Source organism: Myroides sp. C1519 (assembly GCF_038039755.1).
GTDB classification, from domain to species: domain Bacteria; phylum Bacteroidota; class Bacteroidia; order Flavobacteriales; family Flavobacteriaceae; genus Flavobacterium; species Flavobacterium phaeum_A.
Genome location: NZ_JBBPHM010000010.1, coordinates 93,991 through 115,542, shown reverse-complemented (window position 1 = coordinate 115,542; position 21,552 = coordinate 93,991). Strand labels below are relative to the sequence as shown.

General features: G+C 33.2%; 13 protein-coding genes. 5 read left to right on the top strand and 8 right to left on the bottom strand.

Annotation, left to right across the window (positions count from 1 at the left end; genetic code table 11):
* Positions 1-696 precede the first annotated feature (696 nt).
* The 4 genes from argS (at position 697) to AABL81_RS07625 (ending at position 7,079) form a co-directional block, all read left to right on the top strand.
* The gene (argS, locus tag AABL81_RS07640) at positions 697-2,475 is read left to right on the top strand and encodes an arginine--tRNA ligase (protein ID WP_158209146.1); all 1,779 of its coding nucleotides are present in this window, start codon (positions 697-699) and stop codon (positions 2,473-2,475) included.
* A gap of 61 nt (positions 2,476-2,536) precedes the next feature.
* Positions 2,537-3,991, top strand: coding sequence for a hypothetical protein (locus tag AABL81_RS07635; RefSeq protein WP_410505320.1), 1,455 nt, complete (start codon positions 2,537-2,539; stop codon positions 3,989-3,991).
* A complete protein-coding gene (locus AABL81_RS07630) occupies positions 3,984-5,417 on the top strand; it encodes a LysM peptidoglycan-binding domain-containing protein (RefSeq protein WP_341340722.1) in 1,434 nt (477 codons plus the stop codon). Before AABL81_RS07635 ends, AABL81_RS07630 begins: the two co-directional genes overlap by 8 nt.
* Positions 5,418-7,079, top strand: coding sequence for an MBOAT family O-acyltransferase (locus AABL81_RS07625; protein ID WP_158209144.1), 1,662 nt, complete (start codon positions 5,418-5,420; stop codon positions 7,077-7,079). It abuts the gene before it with no gap.
* 70 nt (positions 7,080-7,149) lie between these two features.
* Here AABL81_RS07625 and AABL81_RS07620 read toward each other — a convergent pair whose 3' ends face one another.
* From AABL81_RS07620 to AABL81_RS07590, 7 genes are all read right to left on the bottom strand, one after another.
* Entirely contained in the window at positions 7,150-7,623 is a 474-nt protein-coding gene (locus AABL81_RS07620; protein ID WP_090410265.1) for a DUF4265 domain-containing protein, read from the bottom strand.
* Between the two features lie 425 nt (positions 7,624-8,048).
* Positions 8,049-11,720 (bottom strand): phosphoribosylformylglycinamidine synthase, encoded by a 3,672-nt coding sequence (gene purL, locus AABL81_RS07615; protein WP_341340721.1) that lies wholly within the window; start codon positions 11,718-11,720, stop codon positions 8,049-8,051.
* A 335-nt stretch (positions 11,721-12,055) separates the two neighbouring features.
* Entirely contained in the window at positions 12,056-12,820 is a 765-nt protein-coding gene (locus AABL81_RS07610; protein ID WP_341340720.1) for a glycosyltransferase family 2 protein, read from the bottom strand.
* A gap of 145 nt (positions 12,821-12,965) precedes the next feature.
* The gene (locus tag AABL81_RS07605; RefSeq protein ID WP_341340719.1) at positions 12,966-14,828 is read right to left on the bottom strand and encodes an LTA synthase family protein; all 1,863 of its coding nucleotides are present in this window, start codon (positions 14,826-14,828) and stop codon (positions 12,966-12,968) included.
* 76 nt (positions 14,829-14,904) lie between these two features.
* On the bottom strand, positions 14,905-15,720 hold the full coding sequence (locus tag AABL81_RS07600; protein ID WP_158209140.1) for a 2,3,4,5-tetrahydropyridine-2,6-dicarboxylate N-succinyltransferase: 816 nt from the start codon (positions 15,718-15,720) through the stop codon (positions 14,905-14,907).
* Positions 15,721-15,746: 26 nt separating this feature from the next.
* On the bottom strand, positions 15,747-16,589 hold the full coding sequence (locus AABL81_RS07595) for an NAD(P)-dependent oxidoreductase (protein WP_341340718.1): 843 nt from the start codon (positions 16,587-16,589) through the stop codon (positions 15,747-15,749).
* Between the two features lie 639 nt (positions 16,590-17,228).
* Entirely contained in the window at positions 17,229-17,846 is a 618-nt protein-coding gene (locus AABL81_RS07590) for a hypothetical protein (protein ID WP_341340717.1), read from the bottom strand.
* A gap of 328 nt (positions 17,847-18,174) precedes the next feature.
* On the opposite strand from AABL81_RS07590, the gene AABL81_RS07585 reads away from it, so the two are divergent.
* Positions 18,175-18,375 (top strand): hypothetical protein, encoded by a 201-nt coding sequence (locus tag AABL81_RS07585; RefSeq protein WP_158209137.1) that lies wholly within the window; start codon positions 18,175-18,177, stop codon positions 18,373-18,375.
* Positions 18,376-18,474: 99 nt separating this feature from the next.
* Here the strand turns inward: AABL81_RS07585 and AABL81_RS07580 are convergent, their stop codons facing one another.
* Positions 18,475-21,534 carry a DNA polymerase III subunit alpha gene (locus AABL81_RS07580; protein WP_341340716.1) on the bottom strand — a complete coding sequence of 1,020 codons (3,060 nt, stop codon included), beginning with the start codon at positions 21,532-21,534 and terminating at the stop codon, positions 18,475-18,477.
* Positions 21,535-21,552: the final 18 nt, after the last annotated feature.

The following is a 21,552-nucleotide window of genomic DNA, read 5'->3' as shown; positions in this document are numbered from 1 at the left end:
CACCTCGTTTACACCGAGGGGGTCGGGGGTTCGAATCCCTCATCGCCCACAACTTATCAAGCCTTGCAAACGCAAGGCTTTTTTTATATCCATACTTTTCATTTTATAGTGTTGAAAGTGCTTCAATTATAGTAGTCTTTTCGAATACCTTTCTATTTGCAACTTTACAGGATTAAACCTATAGGTTTTGTTTATGTCTAAAGTTTAGCTAATCAAAAAAAGAAGAAGAACTTAAATATAAACGTTAGAAACTAAATATGAACAACACGGTTCTATAAGAAATAAAATAAACGAATATTTAAAATTTAAAGCATTGGCTTGTACTTGCGAGAAAGTACATATCAAAGTGTAGTTTTAAACGCACTATGTTCGAGACATCTACCACATAAGTACCACAGAGGCTCGGAAAAAAGGCCTTTTTCTCGAAGATGTGTGGTACTTGTGTAGTGTTTGTGTGGAATATGTATAAAAGAAGCTTGTAATGACAATACTTTAAAGGCTGTTCTTTTAGTTAATAGGAGTATTAAATAACAATTATTAGCCAGGTCTGGTTATTTTCTATAGATAGTACTAAAGTAGGTCATTGATTTAATACCATTTTAAAGATATTTCTTTTTTGCGAGATTAAATTCCTTGCTTTCTGTTCCTAAATTGTGGAAATATAAATTATCTTTGCTTCTTAATAAATTGAAAAAAATGACATTAAATCAGATTTTAACTCCGCAGATTGAAAAGGCAGTTCAACAATTATACGGGGCGACCGTTGAAAAAGTTGAGTACCAAGCGACAAGAAAAGAGTTCGAAGGCGATATTACAGTAGTTATTTTCCCTTTTTTAAGACAGATTAAAGGGAATCCAGTAGAAATAGGTACTAAAATTGGTGAATATTTAGTAGAGAATACGAACGTAATTGAACGGTTTAATGTAGTTAAAGGATTTTTGAACTTAGTCGTTTCAGATAGTTACTATATTTCATTTTTTAACGGTATTCGAAATGTAGAACACTTTGGATATGTTGAACCAAAAGAAGGTGATAAATCAGTATTGGTAGAGTATTCTTCTCCAAATACAAACAAACCTTTGCACTTAGGACACGTTAGAAATAACTTATTAGGATACTCTGTAGCTGAAATTTTAAAAGCTTCAGGTAAGAAAGTATTCAAAACTCAAATTATTAATGATAGAGGAATCCATATTTGTAAGTCTATGTTGGCTTGGCAAAAATATGGTAATGGAGAGACTCCTGAGTCAACTGGACTTAAAGGAGATAAATTAGTAGGAAATTACTACGTTAAATTTGACGTTGAATACAAAGCTCAAATCAAGGAATTGATGGAGCAAGGTATGTCTGAAGATGATGCTAAAAAAGAAGCGCCAATTATCAAAGAAGCAAAACAAATGCTTGTGGATTGGGAGGCAAATAAACCTGAAGTTATTGATTTATGGAATATGATGAATCAATGGGTTTATGATGGATTTGCTGTTTCTTACAAAAATTTAGGTGTTGATTTCGACAAAAACTACTTTGAAAGTAATACTTATTTATTAGGTAAAGACGTTGTAGAGAAAGGATTAGAGCAAGGTGTTTTCTACAAGAAAGAAGACAACTCTGTTTGGATTGATCTTTCTGACGAAGGATTAGATGAAAAGCTTGTATTAAGAGGTGACGGTACTTCTGTTTATATGACGCAAGATATTGGTACCGCTATCCAACGTGTAAAAGACTTTGGAGATGTAGGTGGTATGGTTTATACTGTAGGTAATGAACAAGATTATCACTTTAAAGTATTATTCTTAATCTTAAAACGTTTAGGTTTTGATTGGGCTGAAAGCTTATATCACTTATCATACGGAATGGTTGATTTACCTTCAGGAAAAATGAAGAGTAGAGAAGGTACTGTTGTAGATGCTGATGATTTGATGGATGAGATGACGAATACAGCTAAAACTATCTCTGAAGAGTTAGGTAAATTAGATGGTTATTCTGAAGAAGAGAAAAGTGTATTGTTTAATACAATTGGATTAGGAGCTCTTAAATATTATATTTTAAAAGTAGATCCTAAGAAACGTATTTTGTTTAACCCAGAAGAATCTGTTGATTTTGCAGGGAATACAGGGCCGTTTATCCAATATACATATGCACGTATCCAATCTATTTTACGTAAAGCAGATTTCGATTGTACACAAGAGATTACGGATATTGTTTTAGATCCAAAAGAAAAAGAATTATTGAAGTTGTTAGAAGAATTCCCTGTGGTAATTCAGGATGCAGCGCGTACATATAGCCCAGCTTTAATTGCAAACTATGTTTACGAATTAGTAAGAGAGTACAACTCTTTCTATCAGACGGTTTCTATCTTAGGAGAAGAAAATATGACTTTAAAAGTATTTAGAGTTCAGTTATCTCAAAAAGTAGGTTTAGTGATTAACGATGCATTTACATTGTTAGGAATCGCTGTACCTGAGCGTATGTAATTTTTATGTTTCTGTGAAAGTAGAAAAATCATATATATTTCAGTCACTTGCCATTATAGTAATGGCAAGTGGCTTTTTTTTGTTTTTTAAGGGAAATTTGCCAAAGAAGTTATTCAGTGAAGAACCTATAAAAACAAGTAATATTGTTGTGGATAGTTTAATGCTTGAGGCTATTCAGAATGTTGAAGGAGGTACAGGAATTGTTGATTCAAAAGTGAAGAAGGATTCTGTAGTTAAATTTGACGAAAGCGTTGTCTATGTTACTGAAGATGATATCTTGAGTAATGAGGATGCAAATTCATTCAAGGGAATGGCATATTTAGAGTCTTTCTTTGCAAGACTATATGCTGTAGAGCAAGCACAAGGAAAGAGAGTGCGTATTGCTTATTATGGAGATTCGATGACAGATGGAGATTTAATTGTGCAAGATCTTAGAAAAAACTATCAAAGTAAATACGGGGGTAGTGGAGTAGGATATGTGTCGATTATGTCAGAATCTGCACAATCTCGTCAGTCTGTAATACACCGATATTCAAACAACTGGAAAATGCAATCTTACTTGAATGTGAAAAGACCACAGAAACCATTCGGTGTGTCTGGTCAAGTATATTTTGTGAAAGATAGCATACGCCCAACGTGGGTAAGTTATCAAGCGGGGAATATTAAGAATATGACCTCGTTAAATAGTCCTACTTTATATTATGGAGCTTCTAATAATAAGAGAGGTGAAGTACTCGTTATTATTGGTAAGGATACGATTACTAAAAAGTTGAGTATCAATTCAGAATTAAATAAGCTTAAAATTGCAGATGGCTCTGTTAAACAAGTGAAACTGATGTTTAAGCACGCAGATTCTATTCCTATTTACGGAATGGACTTCAGTGCAAATTCAGGTGTGCAAGTAGATAACTTCTCAAGTAGAGGTAACTCTGGTTTGCCTTTGTCTTTGTTTAAAGTTAGCTTGATGCAGAAGTATCAGAATAATTTAGATTATAGCTTAATTATTTTACACTATGGAGCAAATGTTTTAAACTACGGTTCACTGAACTATTCTTGGTACACAAAACAGATGAACAAGGTAGTGGCGCATTTAAAACAAAGTTTCCCTAAAGCTAATATTTTGGTTATTTCAACCGCTGATAAGTCAACTAAGTATGAAACAGAGATGAGAACGGATTCTGCCGTTGTTCCATTAATGAAGGCTCAAAGAGCTTATGCAATGGAAGCTCACGCTGGTTTCTTTAACTTATATCAAGCGATGGGTGGCTCTGGTTCTATGATTAAATGGGTAGAGGAAGCGCCAACAAAAGCAAATAAAGATTATACGCACTTCAACCATAGAGGAGCTCAAGTTATTGCTCAAATGATTTTCAAGCAACTTGAGGAAGGCTATGAAGATTACAAGAAGAAAAACGGAAATAAAACAACTACATCACCGGTGAAAACAGAAACTGCTCAAGGGAGTGATGTAGAGAAAAACACTAATAAAGAGCAACAGCACTTAGGAAATGAGTAAAAATAGAATTGCTATATTTTTAGTAAGTCTTTTTTGTGGGTTCAATTTATTTGCACAGGATCAAGCTCCTACTTCTACAGACAATAGTGAGGTAGTCGATTCTGATAGCAATAATGGAATGATCAAAAACAAGGTTTACTATCCAGAACAACTAAACTCGTTTTTTACTAAACTTGGAAAGTTAAAAGGGAGTAAGAACAAAAAAGTGAACATAGTTCATATTGGGGACTCACATATTCAAGCTGATTTTTTCAGTGGACGTATGAGATCGCTACTTCAGGATAAATTTGGAAACGGGGGATTGGGGTTTGCCTTTCCTTATAAATTAGCCAAGACAAACGGAAATTCTTTAGTACGATATTCTTCTAATGCAGAATGGTCGAGTTATAGAAATATCTTTCCTGTAAAAGGAGCTAATGTCGGATTGAGTGGTATTGCCCTTTCAACAGAAAACAAAGACCTTGTAATTGAGCTTAGTGTTCGCGATGCAAGTTATGGGTTTTCCCGTATGAAAGTATTTACACCCAAGAATGACGAGTCCTTGAAGGTAGGAACAACTCGAGAGAAGGTGTTTTTAGAATCATCTGCTCCTAAAAAGATATCACACCAAATTAAGAGCGGTGAGTCTTTATCGAGTATAGCGAGAAAATACAATACTACTATTCCTGAAATTAAAAAGGCAAATAGTATGAAAAACAATGTTATTCACGCAGGGAAAAAATTGAGTATTCCTACAAAAGAAAGAGAAGCTGTATCTGTTTCTAAAAGTGTGTTTAACGAACTATCTGGAAAGAAAGAAGACGTTTTTCATACATTTGAGTTAGGACAAGAGTTAGATCGTATTTACTTCTATTCAAATAAACAAGCAGAAGCGTATGACTTGAATGGAGTAGTTTTAGAAAATGATAAGTCGGGTGTTTTGTATCACACAATTGGTGTTAATGGTGCTCGTTTTTCAGACTATTTAAAATACAATTTATTCTTCGAGCAGTTAAAAGGATTAGAGGCTGATTTGATTATTGTGTCAATGGGAACGAATGAGTCATTCGATAGAATGGATTCAAAAGATTTTCAAGACCAAGTGAATGCTTTTCTTGCAAAAGTGAAACAGGTAGCTCCAAATGCAAGTGTGTTATTAACGACACCGCCACCGTCATACTTTTCAAAAAACAACCCTAATACAGTAGCATCTGCTTTAGCAAATGAGATTATTATTAGCGGTATTAAAGGTAAGTATGCAGTTTGGGATACTTATTATAATTTAGGAGGATCATTAGCTCTTGCTTCTTTAAGAGATGAAGGGTTATTATCTAAGGACTTAGTTCATTATTCTGTAAAAGGATATAACTATACAGGGGATTTATTTTATGAAGCCCTGATGGATGCGTACAATCAATTTGTCAAACAAAATAGTGCTTTAAAGTAAATGAGTCTATTTAATATTGAGATACCGAGTTTTACCATTGATGAAGTAATCAATTGGTTTACTTTTAACCCAAAGGAACCTTTGTTGTTTAACTCAGGTTTGTTTTTAGGTTTGTTTATCGTGTTTTACCTCTTCTATATTTTGATGAGGAAAACCTTTCACGTGCGTTTATTATACGTTGTAATCTTTTCACTTTTTTTCTATTATAAGTCAAGTGGAATGTACTTCCTTATTTTAGTGGGGTCATCTTTAATGGATTATTACTTTGCTAAAATTATTAATGATACAGATAATTCGGTTAAAAAGCGATTGCTCTTAACGATTAGTATTATTGTGAACTTAGGATTACTGGGGTATTTTAAATACACTAACTTCTTTTTAGATGGATTTAATTTTATTGCCAATTCACAGTGGCATTTAGATGATATTATCCTACCTGTAGGTATTTCGTTTTTTACGTTCCAATCGATAAGTTATATTATAGAGATATACCGCAAGGAAATAGAGCCAACGAAGAACTTTTTAGACTATTTGTTCTTTATTTCGTTCTTCCCTCAATTAGTAGCAGGTCCAATTGTACGTGCTAAGGACTTTATTCCTCAGATATACTCTAATATACACGTAACAAGAGATCACGTAAATGAGGGGATGTTATTGATTATAGGAGGGGTGTTAAAAAAGGCAGTGATATCTGATTACATTTCAATTAATTTTGTTGACCGAGTATTTGATGCTCCTAATAGTTACACAGCTTTTGAAAACTTAATGGCTTCTTATGGATATGCTATTCAGATTTACTGTGATTTCTCAGGATACTCAGATATGGCAATTGGTATTGCTTTATTGATGGGATATCGCTTGCCGATGAACTTTAATGTTCCATATCAATCAATGTCTATTACAGAATTCTGGAGACGTTGGCATATATCGCTATCTACTTGGTTAAAGGATTTCTTATATATATCTGTCGGAGGTAATAGAAATGGAAGTTTTGGAGGGTATTTCTTTCCAGGATTATTCTTTGCAGGAATAATAGGGTGGGGAGTTTATTATTTAGAACAAAGTGCGATACCATTGATTATAGCAGGTGCGTCAGTTGTGGTTTTTGCTTTAACGATAGTATTGTCAAAAGATAAAAACAAGAGTTTGTTTACCAACTTTAACTTGTTTACAACAATGCTACTTGGTGGATTATGGCACGGAGCAAGTTTGCGTTTTATTGTATGGGGAGCATTACACGGAATAGCATTAGCAGTTCACAAAATGTTTATGGAGTTGTTTCCACGTGCAAAAGGTAAAGAACCGTCATTTGTGTGGAAAATAGTTTCAATCTTCATTACATTTCACTTTGTTACGTTTTGTTGGATATTCTTTAGAGCAACATCATTTGACGCAGCGTTAAATGTAATTTATAATATAGGTCAATTGGAATTTGATTGGAATGCGTGGTCAACAATCATTATGGGATATAAGAATGCTTTCTTATTAATCTTCATTGGGTTTATCTGGCATTATATTCCAAAATCGTGGATGGCTATACCAAACCAAATGTTTTGCGTAGCCCCAATGTTTGTAAAAGCAGTTGTATTGGGATTAGTATTTTGGGTAGTGTACGCTACAGCAACAGCTGGTCCACAACCTTTTATTTACTTCCAGTTTTAAGATAAAGAGTTATATAAAAAAATCCCGTTTACTTTCTTGTAAACGGGATTTTTTTATGATGTATATAATCTTATTTAGATCTTAAATCAGCACTGTGTTTAGGTGCTAAAAGAGGTTCTGCATAAGTAATAACTGTTTCGTCTTCTAATTCAGCTAAGATAGCAACAACGTTTTTGTAATCTGTTTTATTAGGTACGTTAATAACAAAGTATTGGTCACTTAGTACTTCAATTTCAGTCCCTGCATATAAGATTTCATTATATAAATCTTCAAGGTTGTATTTTTCATTTTGAACAATAACTTGTACCGTTGAATTACCCGATGCTTTTGCAACATAGCGGTAAGTTAATGTTTTTTCAGTTTCGTCGTATTCTGCAAATACTACATCATCGCAAGAAAAATCTGGTCCATAAAAAGGAATATTGTCTACTTGATACAAACCTTCTTTTTCATCTACTACTTTACCCCAAAAAGTTTCTACTGTATTTTCTTCTAAGACATTACTATAATATCTAACTAAAATTTGTTGATATTGATCTTCCATTGCGTAATAATTAATTCTATTAGTTTATACCGAGCTTCCATACGGTATTTGATTTGTCAAAGATAATGTAATTATGAATTAATAGATAAGGAGGCTTTCGATTTTATGGTTTAATTGTAGTTTATGAGTAATTATAATGGCTATCCTTTTAGTTTAAGGCATAAAATCTGGTCATTTGCGGTACTTTAAAACGTTTTTAAAGTCTATCGTTAAGGAGTAGTTTGAAGTAATAAGGGGAAAACAAACTCTTATTGTTAGTTTGATGTCTTGATTGAAAATCCGTAAGCTATCAGAACCAGTCATAAGTATATTATCTGTGTGTAAGAGTATTTCCAACTATTTTATTGAAAAGGATAAGTTTGTCAGAAGGATGAAATAAGTATAAAAAAAACGCCTTCTGTTTCAGAAGGCGTTTTAAGTATCTATTAGTTAGAATTGTTTTCTTCAATCCATTTTCTTGCATTAACAAATGCTTCCATCCAAGGAGAAACTTCATCTTTTCTTCCTTCAGGATAATTAGCCCAATGCCATTGGAATAATGAACGCTCAATATGTGGCATCATTACTAAGTGACGTCCTGTAGTATCACACATCATTGCTGTGTTATAGTCAGAACCATTAGGGTTAGCAGGATAAGCTTCATAAGCATATTTACCTACGATATTGTATTTATCCTCTGTTTCTGGTAAGTTGAATTTACCTTCACCGTGAGAAATCCACACTCCTAATGTGCTTCCAGCTAAAGTAGAAAGCATAATAGAATTGTTTTCTTGAATAGTAACAGAAGTAAAGTTACTCTCGTGTTTTTGAGAATCGTTGTGTTTCATCTTACCGTGAACTGGGTGTTCAGGATTGATTAACTCCAATTCCATAAACAACTGACAACCATTACAAATACCAACAGACATTGTATCTTTTCTTGCAAAGAAGTTCTTTAATGCTGTATTTGCTTTTTCGTTGTACATAAAAGCACCAGCCCATCCTTTTGCAGAACCTAATACGTCTGAGTTAGAGAAACCACCAACAGCACCAATAAATTGGATATCTTCTAATGTTTCTCTACCAGAGATAAGGTCTGTCATATGAACGTCTTTCACATCAAAACCAGCTAAGTACATTGCGTTAGCAACTTCTCTTTCAGAGTTACTTCCTTTTTCACGGATAATAGCCGCTTTAGGACGTGGTTTAGAAGCGTCAATTACAGGTTTTTTACCGTCGAACTGTGCTGGGAAGTTAAACTGTAAAGGTTGTACTTTATAGTTGTTGAAACGATCCGTAGCCTTGTTGTTTTTAGTTTGTTTTTGGTCTAACAAATAAGATGTTTTAAACCAAGTATCTCTCAATGTTGGAACACTGAATTCGAAGTGGTCAGCACCATTTGTAAAGCTAACTTTTTCATCAGTTGTAACCTGACCAATCTTTACAGCCTCAACACCTTTTGCATTCATTGCAGTTTCAAAAGCTTTATCATCTTTTGCCTGAACGATTAATGCTATGTTTTCGTTGAACAATGCTTTCACAGTGTCTTTTTCATTCAATGCAGTTAGGTCGTATTTAGCACCTAAATTAACATCAGCAAAAGTCATTTCTAATAAAGAAGTAATTAAACCACCACTTCCGATATCGTGACCAGCAGCAATTTGCTCATCAACGATTAACTCTTGAATTGTATTGAAAGCATTTTTAAAGTAAGCAGCATCCTGAATAGTAGGAGCGTCTTGACCAATTTTGTTTAGTACTTGAGCAAAAGAAGAACCTCCTAATTTGAAGCTATCTTTAGACAAGTTGATATAGTAGATAGAACCAGCGTTTTTGTTTAAAACAGGTTCTACAATTTTAGTAATATCAGTACAGTTTGCCGCTGCTGAAATAATAACAGTACCCGGAGCAATAACTTCGTCATTAGGATATTTTTGTTTCATAGACAAAGAATCCTTTCCAGTAGGGATGTTAATGCCTAACTCAATTGCAAAGTCAGAACAAGCTTTTACAGCTTCGTATAAACGAGCATCTTCACCAGGATTGTTACAAGCCCACATCCAGTTAGCAGACAAAGAAATCTTGTTGATACCATCTTTTAATGGTGCCCATACAATGTTAGACAATGATTCAGCAATAGCATTTCTACTTCCTGCAGCAGGGTTTATTAAAGCCACAACAGGAGCGTGTCCAACCGTAGTAGCAATACCTTCTTTTCCTTTGAAGTCAAGTGCCATAGCACCAAGGTTGTTCAATGGTAATTGTAATGTACCCACACATTGTTGTTTAGCCACACGGCCACCAACACAACGGTCAACTTTATTAGTTAACCAATCTTTAGAACCAACAGCTTCTAATTGTAGTAATTGGTCTAAGTATTGAGCAACATTAGCAATAGAATAATCTAAATCAGCATAAACGCGTTCAATAGTTTTGTCCTCCATAATTGTTTTTGGTGAACTACCAAACATATCATTAAGTTCAAAATCCATTGGTTTAGCACCAGTTGTTTTAGATTCAATTGTAAAACGGTCGTCATTTGTAACCTCACCAACAGTGTACATTGGAGCACGTTCTCTTTCAGCGATACGCGCTAAAGTATCAATATCTTTTTTACCAATAACTAATCCCATTCTTTCTTGAGACTCGTTACCAATAGTTTCTTTAGCAGATAGAGTAGGGTCACCAACAGGTAATTTATCTAAGTCGATATTACCACCCGTTTCCTCAACAAGTTCAGACAAACAGTTTAAGTGTCCACCTGCACCGTGGTCGTGAATAGACACAATTGGATTGTGTTCAGCTTCAACCATACCGCGGATAGCGTTAGCCGCTCTTTTTTGCATTTCAGGGTTAGAACGTTGAATAGCATTAAGCTCGATACCAGAACCAAAAGCCCCTGTATTAGCAGAAGACACAGCTGCACCTCCCATACCAATTCTATAGTTCTCACCACCAAGGATTACGATTTGGTCACCTTCTTCAGGTTTGTGTTTGATAGCTTGGTCTAATTTACCATATCCAATACCACCAGCTTGCATAATTACCTTGTCAAAACCAAGTTTACGAGCCTCTTCTTCGTGTTCAAATGTAAGGATAGACCCCGTAATTAAAGGTTGTCCAAATTTGTTACCAAAGTCAGAAGCACCATTAGAAGCTTTGATTAAGATATCAATAGGTGTTTGGTATAACCAAGCTCTTTCATTCATCGCTTTTTCCCAAGGACGGTTTTCTTCTAATCTTGAATAAGAAGTCATGTAGATTGCAGTTCCCGCAAGCGGTAAAGAACCTTGTCCACCTGCTAAACGGTCACGGATTTCTCCACCAGAACCAGTAGCAGCACCATTGAAAGGTTCAACAGTAGTTGGGAAGTTGTGAGTTTCTGCTTTTAAAGAGATAACAGAGTCGAATTCTGTTTCTGCATAAAAGTCAGGTTTGTCTGCTGATTTAGGAGCAAACTGCGTTACTTTAGGTCCTTTGACAAAAGCAACGTTATCTTTATAAGCTGAAACGATATCATTAGGATTCGTTTCAGAAGTTTTCTTAATTAATTTGAATAGAGAAGTTGGTTGTTCAACTCCATCTATTACGAAAGTACCATTGAAAATTTTGTGACGACAGTGTTCAGAGTTAACTTGAGAGAACCCAAAAACTTCAGAATCCGTTAGTTTTCGTCCCAATTTTTCAGCAAGGTTGTTTAAATACGTAACCTCTTCTTCGTTTAGTGCTAATCCCTCTTGTTGGTTGTAAGCAGCGATATCATCAATATAGATGATTGCTTCCGGAGCGATGTTAATTGCGAAGATATCTTGGTTTAACTCGTTGTATTCTTGTGCCAGCATCGGGTCAAACGACTCACATTCGTCAGCTTTATAGAACTCTTCAATACGGATGATTCCTTGAATCCCCATATTTTGAGTAATTTCCACAGCATTAGTACTCCATGGAGTAACCATAGTTGCGCGTGGACCTACAAATTTAGCATTGATTGTCTTCTCGTTTAAGTGCTTGGCATTGCCAAATAACCAGTTTAACTTTTGGATATCTTCATTAGATAAATCGTTCTCTACTTGTGCAGCATAGAACATTTTCGAAGGGTTTTCGAAGAAATGAATCATTACGTTAATAATATTTAGTTGTTGTTGTGATGCACAAAAATAGGTTAAAAAATGTCAATTTAAAAATAATTGTTTTTACCTAATTAGGTGCTTTTTTGTTGTATTATAATAGATGGTAACTTATTGTTTTATAGTTAGGTATTTTATAGTAAAACACGTGTTTCTTTATTGTTTGTGATATAGTTTTATTATGTTAATTACTTTAATGATAATCTTGCTCATAGGATTAAATAATCTTTGGTAACGCTATATAAGGCGAGCAAAATAGCCTTTACTATTTTAAAAGATTATATATGAAACAATAAGAGCCCTTCACATTGTGAAAGGCTCTTATTTTATTTGTCAATATTATTTCTTAACATCCATAGTTTTACATAGCGTAAAAACACAGAATAACTTCCTAAACAAGACATTATAATTCCTGGAACTCCATCTCGGAAACCTTGCTGAAGTATGTAATGCTTGAAAAAGCGATACATAGGTTTGAAGATAAAGTGATAAAAGTTTAAGTTAGTTGTTTTTTTATTGTAGTCAAGAGCTTGTAATGCAGCATAGTTACTTAGTTTTTGAATATGAAAGTCAAACCCTCTATAAGTATTATGATAAAGCTTATTTTTTAAAAGACCTACTTTACCGTTTACAATAAGTTGCTCATGAACCATTTTGACGTAATTACATTTACTTTTATTAAATAGTCTTATAACTTTATCATTTTGGTAACCACTATAATTAATAGGTTTATTAAAAAAGTGGTTTTGTCTATGAAACCAATAAGCATCAAAGTTTTCTAACTCTTTTGAGTTTATTAAGTGATGAATTTCTTGAAATAATTCAGGAGTTAAACACTCATCTGCATCTAATAATAATACCCAATCATTTGAAATGTGTGATAAAGCCCAATTTTTTTGATTTGAATAATTATCAAAATGTCTTTGAATTACTTTTGCTCCTAAAGACTCCGCAATTAATACAGTATCGTCAGTACTAAAAGAATCTACAACAATAATTTCGTCAGCTAACTTATTAGCAGAGAGTACACATTTACTAATGCGTTCAGCTTCATTTTTTGTTGGTATAAGTAGCGTTATTTTATTAGACATTTATAAAAATGATTTGTATTAAAAGACGTTGTATTTTAAACTACTAAACAAAAGTAGTATTTAAAATAATACAACGTTATTTTTTTATTTTTTGTATAAAATAGAAGTGTTAAATAAATGTGAGTAAAACCCCCTGTGTTTAAGGTTATTTTATTATCAACATATTATTCTTTACCCTATAGTTAAACGATTGAATATAAGCTTTTATAAAAGTTTCCATTTCTGCTAACTTCTCAGATTCTTGATTAATTAGATTGTTCTTTAAAGTAGGATCAAGTTTCCAATTATATAATCCTAATGACTTCTTCCCGTCAAAAGCTAAATAATAATCACCTTTTTCGTAGTTATAAATATTGTTTAAGTAGTTTACCACAAAATCCTTGTCTGATTTAAAAGACTTACCATAACTAACTATTTTAGTATTGATTTGTAAGTAGTCCATTAAACTTGGAAGAATATCAATTTGCTGAAAACTTTTTTCCACTTTTTCAACAGGAATTGTTTCATCGCCAGGAGCAAAGAATAGGATAGGAATTCTAAACATTCCTACATTACTTTTCCAAATATCTTCTTGTGGTTCTGAAGATGTATGGTCTGCAGTGATTATGAAAATAGTATTGTTATACCAATCTTTTGTTTTTGCAGTTTCAAAGAATTGTTTCAATGAATAATCCGCATAAGCAATAGATTCGTGTATATTAGCTTCACCTTTAGGAAATTTACCTTTGTATTTCTCTGGAATAGTATAAGGATTGTGAGAAGAGATAGTAAAGAGAGTTGTGAAGAACGGTTGTTCAATACCGTCAATTTTTTTAGCAAAAAACTGTAAAAACTCTTCATCAAATATTCCCCAAGAGCCATCAAATGCTTCAGGACCTTCATATTCATTCTTCCCGAAATAATCTTTAAAACCTGCTACATTAGCATATTGGTCAAAGTTTTGAGAACCATTAAAAGCACCGTGAAAGAATGCTGTATAGTATCCCTGTTCATTTAATATTTTTGGTAAAGCGTGAACATCATTTAAAGCATAACTCGAGGTAATGAATGTTCTATTCATTAAACTTGGGATGCTTGAAATAGATGATGGTACAGCGTCAATAGAAACTTTACCATTAGCAAAACCATTTTCAAAAAAATGACTATTAAGAGCTAATGAATCCATAAAAGGAGTTAATCCTCTATGCATAGTTTCTCTACCAAAACTTTCTACAATTAGTAAAACAACGTTCTTTTTGTTGATGCTGTCATATTTAAATTCTTGAATAGGATTAAAAATATTATTTAATTCTTCTTCAGAATAAAAGTTTACTTCCTCTAAGTTTTCACTTTTCCCCATTGTTTTTAAAACAGAAAAAGGGGTATTTAGTACCAATGCTGTGTTTTTCAATCCTCCATATTGCGAAGCATCAACTAAGCGAATAGGTTTAGGTTGTAAACCACCTCTCCCCATTACAAGCATAATACCTGTTACAACTAATGCTGTGATTAAACCTATAACATTAAAGCTACTATAATGAACTTGGTATTTTATTTTTTTATAAATAAAATAAAAAGAAAGGATTGTAAATAGTATGAATAAAGGAATCCACCAAAATTCAACAATGAAATTTTTTAATAGTCCAGGTAGTTCCTGTTCCATCCCAGAGGCTGTTATAAACGAATAAGAACTTCTTCTACCAATAAATTTAAAATATTCATAGTCAACAAAATTTAAACATAGTATAAATATGTTTACTAAGAAAAAACCATAAAATAAGATTTTCTGATAGGCTTTGTTATTTTGAAATTTACCAGGAATTAAATGTAACAAAGCAAAAGGCATATTGATGAAGCCAAGAGCTGCTAAGTCAAATCTAATTCCTCCCATAAAAATTTTAAAATTCCAAGGATCCAAAAGATGTGCGTTATAGAAATAGAAACCTATTCTACAAAGTTGGTAAAATAGGAAGATTAAGAAAAATCTTTTAGTAAAAACAAGTAGATTTTGAGATAAAACCTTATTCATACAATTACAATTAGTGTATAATAAAAGAAAACAGAGTAATTATACTCTGTTTTCAAAAATATTGTTTTAGTTAAAATTAAACAGCTACGTTATATTCTCTTAACGCATCGTTTAATGATGTTTTTAAATCCGTTGATGGTTTTCTTTGTCCAATGATTAAAGCACAAGGAACTTGAAACTCTCCAGCAGGGAATTTTTTAGTATAAGAACCTGGGATAACAACAGATCTTTCAGGAACATATCCTTTGATTTCAACTGGAGTTTCTCCTGTTACATCAATAATTTTAGTAGATGCCGTTAATACAACATTTGCTCCTAAAACAGCTTCTTTTCCAACACGTACTCCTTCAACTACGATACAACGAGAACCAATGAAAGCATTGTCTTCAATAATAACTGGTGCTGCTTGTAATGGTTCTAATACACCACCAATTCCAACTCCACCTGATAAGTGTACATTTTTACCAATTTGAGCACAAGAACCTACAGTTGCCCAAGTATCAACCATTGTTCCTGCATCAACATAAGCTCCGATATTAACGTATGAAGGCATTAAGATAACACCCGAAGAAATATAAGCTCCGTGACGTGCAACAGCGTTAGGAACAACACGAATACCTTTTTCAGCATAGTTTTTCTTTAAAGGCATTTTGTCGTGGTATTCAAAAATACCTGCTTCTAATGTTTCCATTTTTTGAATAGGGAAATAAAGAACAACAGCTTTTTTTACCCATTCGTTGATTTGCCAATCATCACCTTTTGGTTCTGCTACACGTAGTTTACCTGAATCGATTAATTCTACTACTTCGCGAATAGCATTTTGTGTATCTGTATTTTGTAATAAAGAACGGTCTTCCCACGCTCTTTCTATGATTTCTTGTAAATTATTCATTTCCTAAAGGATTATATTTAGTTTAATTATTCTTTTATTGCTTTAATAACTGCCATTAAATCTTGTTCTGCAAGACCTTGTTCACTTGCCTTGTTAAACATTTTTTCAGCCGCATTAATTAAGTCTGTATTCCAACCTTCTGCTTGAGCTAAGCGCAAGTCTTTAAGCATAAATTTCAAAGGAAAAGCAGCAGGGTATTCATCTTTTAAAATAGGAGCTGTTTTGATTTTACTCATTCCAGAACCACAAGCACCATCATTTACTATAGCCGTCATCATTTCACGTGAAATACCATTTTCTTCTGCAAATAATACTGTTTCGGCTAAGCCTTGTACAACCACAGACATATAATAGTTAATTGCCAATTTAGCTTTACTTCCGCTTCCTGCTTGTCCTAAATAATAGTGATGTTTTCCCATTATTTCGAAAAAAGGAATATTCTCTGTATATGCTTGTTGCTCTCCACCAACAAGGAAAGAAAGGGTACCGTCTATTGCAGGTTTTACACTTCCAGAAACAGGAGCATCAATATAAACTCCTTCTTTTACTGAGACAGCATGATGTAGTTTTTGAGCAAGGCTTGGTGAAATGGTACTGCTATTGATAAAGGTTTTACCGCTGATATTAGTTGAAAGTATCTTTTCAAAAGTATCTTCGGTAATACTATCATTTGGCAATGTTAAGAAAATAACGTCTGTTTGTTCAATAAAGTTGTTTAACTCATCAACTCCATTTGCTCCATTAGAAAGGAGAGGAGATCGCTTGCTTGGATCTCTTAAATAGATATTAACTTTATATCCTGCCTTTAAAAGGTTAGCAACCATAGGAGTTCCCATATTTCCTAATCCTATCCACCCAGTCGTTTTCATAAATGTATATACTTTTTGATTAGACGTAATTCTTATTAAGAGCAAATATAAGCATAAAAAATTGTGCTTCCTTATACTGTTTTTTATAGATTTAAAAACAGGAGGGCTAATTCATCTTGTCTATAACTGAAATATAATATGAGTAGTTTAAAACGATGTAATAGAGTTTTTTTTTCTTAATTTTTATGTATAAATTTTAGAAGATAGTGTGAGACTCCTTCGAGGGTCCTCTGACTATTGTCCGACAAAATAGTTCTCAAGCCAGTATTCTCGGAGGATAGTCGGACTATTGTCAGAGAATTGTTTATAAAGCCTTGTGTATGCTGTTGGTAAGTAAAGTTGAAAATAAACAAGAAATCTCCAGTTTTAATATATTTACTTATGTTAAACTATTGATTATTAATTATTTATGTTGTTGTGGTGCTATGTTTTTAAAAGGATAAAAATGAATTGTTTTTTACTTTTTTTTAAAATAAAATGACTAAAAAATGGAGATTAAAAGCACAGTTTTTATAAAAATAGCCTTTTAATCATCAAAAGAGGAAGTGTTTTATTGTGTAGGCAATTTGAAAACATAATATTTTCTATCCAACTTTTCATTGGTTCAATTATTATTTTTTCTTAGGAAGATATATTGATTTAAAATGACAATTTAATAATCCTATCTATTTTATGTTTATCTATATGAGGAGGTAATTCTCTGTAAAGTTCACTTTTTAGTAAAGAAACTATAGCAAAAAAGTCATTAGTTAGTACAGAATAGTATTGTGTCAAAGCTTCTTTAGACTTAGAGTCTAATGCTTTTATTTTGTTACTTTCTTCAATTAAATTCCCTACTAAGCCAAGAACTTTATCAAAAGTTTCTGCTGATGTGTGCATTTGTAAGAAGCCAAATTCAAATAGTAAGTCCTGTAAATTGTGTACTTCCTTTGCTAATGTTTTTTCTGGGCTAAGGTGAACAGCCAGGTTATCTTTCTGTAAAATAGTGTTTAGTTGCGTTAAGAATTGAAAGAAGATTTCTTGTTTTTTCTCAAAAACCATTAGATGTCTTTCGCGTCTTTCTTCACTTTTTGTTTGTCCTTGCAATAACAATACTGTTATAATAGCTGTTATTACAACTCCTAATAATGTTCCAAAAAACTGAGCTGGTAACGTATGAAGTTCAAAGATTTCAAATGTAACAGCTGTAATTAAAAAGATAATCGTGCAGGCAATAATTCCTAAACGAGCCCAATCTACTTTTTTCATAAAGTTCATATCACTAAACGTATTAATGTTTAGTTCAAATTACGGCTAATTAATTCGGATTTAAAATTATTGTATGAAGTTATTTTAACAATATTTATAGTCGTTTATGAAAGTTGTTAAGAGTATAAGAAAGGAAAAAAAATATGCTTATTTCTAAATGTTTAGATTGGTACGAAAGAATATAAACGATTAAATAGTAAACTTTATTGTATCTGATTATAGAATAATTAATAGAGTAAATTGAAGTGCTAAAGTTGTATTAAAATTTAAAGGATAAACTATTTTTATAATGTAAAATCATTATGTTTACTAAAGTAATATGAAATAAGTTACAGATATGAAAACACGATTAATGTTTGATTTCGCAAGAACTGTTCTTGAAAATGTCAGCTTTGATCCTAAGCTGTTTTACAAAGAACTTCAAAAAGCTATAAACCATTTATTGCCTTATGATTTAGATCAATTAGAGCAATGGGTTAGCGGATATGTTCAGGAAAAACCTGAATTACAAGACTCTTTAAGTTTAATTAATTCGTAATATTAGAAAGCACCTCAGATGAGGTGCTTTTTTTATAATAAGGATTATGAAATGAAGTATATAATTTTTTAGGAGACTACTGTATTAAATTGTATAATACTATTTATTAAACTTCATTCTGTAACGAGGTAAGTTTATTTCAGTCGCTTTTGGATAAGGTGGGCGATTTGTTAAACTAACATCTTCTTTGATTTTATTTTGTGTTGTCTTGTTTTGATCATCATTATAATGATAACGTGGGTCAGCGATAAAAGGCAACTTCGCCATTTTCTGAATTTGTACATTTGGAAAGTGATATTCCACTTCAACGGTTCCTAATAACAAATAACAACCTCCTCCTTGAAAAGGATAAGCTTCTAAACTATCTGGAAAGTGTACAGTGTCAAAATAATGACCATTAACATCTATCCAAGTTCCAAAATACATTGTTCCCCTTGCCGTAGGAACGTGCTTACGCGCAATGAGATAAGCTAACATTCGCACTGTTTGTTTGTGGTTTTTTAGCAAATCACATACCATCACATCTCCTCTAAATTTTGTTTTTAGCAAGTCAAAAGGAGTACAGGAAACAGGAAAACCAAGCAGTTCTATTTCGTCAAAGGCATCTTCAAAAGCAGACCTTTCTAAAGTAGGAAAGGTGTATTCTTGTATTGGCTCTTGTAACAAAGTAGGTGAGGTATCTGGTTTGTAACGCACTAATAGTAATCTCGCTTGAATTAACAATTCATTTTTTTGTTTTCCCATGCATTGAAATGCACCTATAAAAATTAGATTTTGTAAGGTTTCTAACCCTATTGGCACTCGTTGAATAAAATCTGAAAGCGATATATAATTCCCATTTACAGCACGCTCTTCTATTATTTCTTTGATTAAATCCGCATTCACGCCTTGAATAAACATAAGGCCTAAGTAAAGATCATTGTTGTATAAAGTAGTTTCCCAATTGCTTTGGTTGATACAAGGGGGATGTACAATAGCACCAGCCATTTTTGCTTCGTGTACATAAACTTCTGTTCTGTAAAAACCCCCTTGGTTATTGATTACTGCAGTAATGAACTCTAAAGGATAATATACTTTTAAATACAAGCTTTGGTAACTTTCAATAGCATAAGAAGCTGAGTGTGCTTTGCAAAAAGAATACCCTGCAAAGGATTCAATCTGCCTGTAAATTTCCTCACTTAAGCCACGTGCGTGTCCTTTTGCATCACAATGTTCAAAAAAACGCTGTTTGATAGCCGATAAAGCATCTTTAGAACGGCTTTTCCCACTCATTGCTCTACGCAGTATATCTCCATCAGCAGGGTGTAAGCCTCCATAGTGTAGTGCTATTTTAATAACGTCTTCTTGGTAAACCATAATGCCGTAAGTCTCTCCTAATTGTTCTTTAAATACCTGGTGGAAGTACTCAAATTGTCCGGGATTGTTATGGCGAAAGATGTATTCCTGCATCATACCACTTTGGGCTACACCGGGACGTATAATAGATGATGCGGCTACTAATATTTTGTAGTTGTCACATTTTAAACGTCTTAATAAACCTCTCATAGCGGGACTTTCAATATAAAAGCATCCAACTGTATTACCTATCTGTAAATATTCATTTGTTTGTACTTCATCTTTCGATAGAGCGATATTCCGGATATCTACTGTAATGTTTTTATTCTTTTTAATGAGTTGAACAGCTTCTTCAATATGGCCAATGCCTCGTTGACTAAGAATATCAAATTTGTCAAAGCCAATATCTTCAGCAATGTGCATATCAAATTGTGCCACAGGAAAACCTTTAGGAGGATAATCTAAGGCGGTATAGTTTGTCATAGGTTCTTCTGAAATCAAGACACCACACGGATGCATAGTGCGCTGATTAGGAAAACCTTCTAACATTTGTCCATATTGATGAATGAGTTGAACAATACTATTAGGGTCGTGTTGCTCCATCGAATTACGGGTTAGACTATCCAATTCTTCTTTGGGTAATCCGTAAACTTTACCTATTTCTCGTATTATAGAACGGTATTTAAAAGTTGACATAGCGCCACAAAAAGCCACGTGTCCTTTGCCATATTTTGTGAATATATATTTGAGGATTGTATCTCTATCTTTCCACGACCAATCAATGTCAAAGTCGGGAGGTGTCTTTCTATTCTCATTTAAAAAACGCTCAAAGTACAAGTCCAATTCTAACGGACATACATTGGTAATTCCAAGGCAGTACCCTACGATGCTATTGGCTCCACTACCACGACCAATGTGCATAAATCCCATAGCGTTGCTGTATTGTATAATATCCCAAGTGATTAGAAAGTATCCGGAAAAAGCCAAATCATTAATCACCTTTAGTTCTTTTTCTACCCGCGCCATTGCTTGTGGGTGATTTTGTCCATAAATACGTTCCATTCCTTGATATGCCAAACGAGTCAGTAAGTCCATATCTGTTTGTTGATTATCAGTATAGAAACGTTTATTTCTCGGCTTTCTAAACTCGAAAGAGAACTGGCATTGTTCTATCAGTTGTTGTGTATTGGCAATTATTTCAGGGTAGTCTTTAAATAAATCAAGTACTACCTGTTCGTTAATCATCATCTCATCAGGGTGTGCACAATCGCATTGTTCAAGTTTAGAAACAAGCGTATTTCTATCAATTGCACGTAGTATTTGATGGAGTCCATACTCTTGATTGTTTTGATGGGTAACAGGATGTAAGACTACCATTTTAGACAACAATTCTCTCCACTTTGGTTGATAAAGTAAATTGAGTTGAGAGGCTTTTATTCCGATGTATTCATTTTCCTTGAGTTGTGTAAACGCTGCTGATAGTGGATATATAACAATAGTGTTTTCAAAGTCAGGAGCAATAACAGAAAGGGGAGTGGCAAGTTCGTTATGGGTGGTTAATAGTTCACTCATTTCAGCCATTCCGCTTTGATTCTTAGCTATGCCAATATAGCATAACTCATTGTCTTGTCTAAACTCAATACCTACCAATGGTTTTATGTTCGCTTTATTACATAGCTGAATAAAGTCGTATACTCCATTAAACGTATTGATATCTGTTAAGGTTAAACAAGAAACTTGATGATGTTTACCTAAAGAAACTAATTGCTCTAACGGAATAGTACCATAGCGAAGGCTGTAATAGGAGTGACAATTTAGAAACATTGTTTAAGGGAAATGTAT